Source organism: Rhodoferax sp. (assembly GCF_037143375.1).
GTDB lineage: Bacteria > Pseudomonadota > Gammaproteobacteria > Burkholderiales > Burkholderiaceae_C > Rhodoferax.
Genome location: NZ_JBAWYV010000309.1, coordinates 1 through 1609 on the forward strand (window position 1 = coordinate 1; position 1609 = coordinate 1609).

1 protein-coding gene is annotated in these 1609 nt (G+C 62.7%); it reads left to right on the plus strand.

The features are described 5' to 3' along the window. The coding region (locus WCG50_RS19320) for a methyl-accepting chemotaxis protein (protein WP_336901217.1) at nt 1-1609 on the plus strand (1609 nt) is incomplete at both ends.

Sequence of the window (1609 nt, forward strand, 5' to 3'; positions counted from 1 at the left end):
ATGGCGCAAGCCGCCAACGAAGTGGTGCAATCGCACATCGCGGTAAAGATGAGAATCGTCGACATCGTCACCGGCTACTCCGAAGGTAAATTGGAAGTGAGCATGGAGCGCCTGCCCGGACAAAAAGCCCGCATCAGCGAAGCCATGGATAAAGTGCAGCGCACCCTGCAAGACGCGGCCGAGGCGGCCAGCTTCAACCAGCGCATCCGCCTGTCGCTCGACAGCCTGCCCGTGTGCGTGACCGTCTCCAACGCCCAAGCCCTGCTGGTGCACGCCACGCCCCCGGCCAAAGAACTGCTCAAGCTCTTTGGCGGCGCCAGTTTCGAGGCTGACAAGTTCTACGGCAACAAACTCAGCACCCTGTTTAAAAACCCGGACGACGCTGGCCGGTTCGACCAGGCCGTGCGCTCCGGCGAAACCGTGGACATGGAAATCCAGGGCCGCAAACTGCGCCTGCTGGCCCGCCCGGTGAGCGACGCCAGCGGCACCCCGATTGGGCGCATCACCCAGTGGATCGACCGCACCGACGAAATCGCGTCCGAGCACGAACTCGATGACATGGTCAGCGCCGCCACCCGCGGCGACTTCAGCGGACGCTTGAACCTCGAAGGCAAAACCGGCTTCTTCGGCAAAGTATCTTTGGGCATGAACCAACTCATGGCCACCAGCGAACAAGGCCTGACCGACGTTGCCGAAGTCTTGGTCGCGTTCGCCGAAGGCGACCTGACACAGCGCATCGAACGCGACTACGAAGGCCTGTTTGGCCAAGTCAAAGACAGCGCCAACGCCACCGCCGAAAACCTGACCCGCGTCATCGGCGAAGTACGCGACGCGGCTGACGCTTTGACGGGGGCGGCCAACCAGGTCAGCGCCACCGCGCAATCACTGTCGCAAGCCGCCAGCGAACAAGCCGCCAGCGTCGAAGAAACCACGGCCAGCATTGACGTCATGTCGGCCTCCATCAGCCAAAACAGCGACAACGCCAAAGTCACCGACGGCATGGCCACCAAGACCAACAAGGAAGCCATCGAAGGCGGCAGCGCTGTGAGCCAGACGGTCACCGCCATGAAACAAATCGCCGCCAAGATCGGCATCGTCGACGACATCGCCTACCAGACCAACCTGCTGGCGCTGAACGCCGCGATTGAAGCGGCCAGAGCCGGGGAACACGGCAAAGGCTTTGCGGTGGTGGCGGCTGAAGTGCGCAAACTGGCCGAGCGCAGCCAGCAAGCAGCCAAAGAAATTGGCGAACTCGCCAGCAACAGCGTCACCACGGCCGAGCGCGCCGGCAAACTGCTCGACGAGATCGTGCCCAGCATCCAGAAAACCTCTGAGCTGGTGCAAGAAATTGCCGCCGCCAGTGCCGAGCAAAGCGAATCGGTGGTGCAAATTGGTGGCGCCATGGGCCAGCTGAGCAAGGCCACACAACAAAATGCCTCGGCGTCCGAAGAGCTCGCTGCCACCAGCGAAGAACTCTCGGGCCAGGCCGAACAACTGCAGCAATCGATCGCCTTCTTCAACACCGGTGACGAAGCGCCGCAGGTGCGCACGCGCCAAGCCAAGCCCGCCCCCCGCCTGAGTGCGCCTTTGCAAGCGGCATCGGTACGCG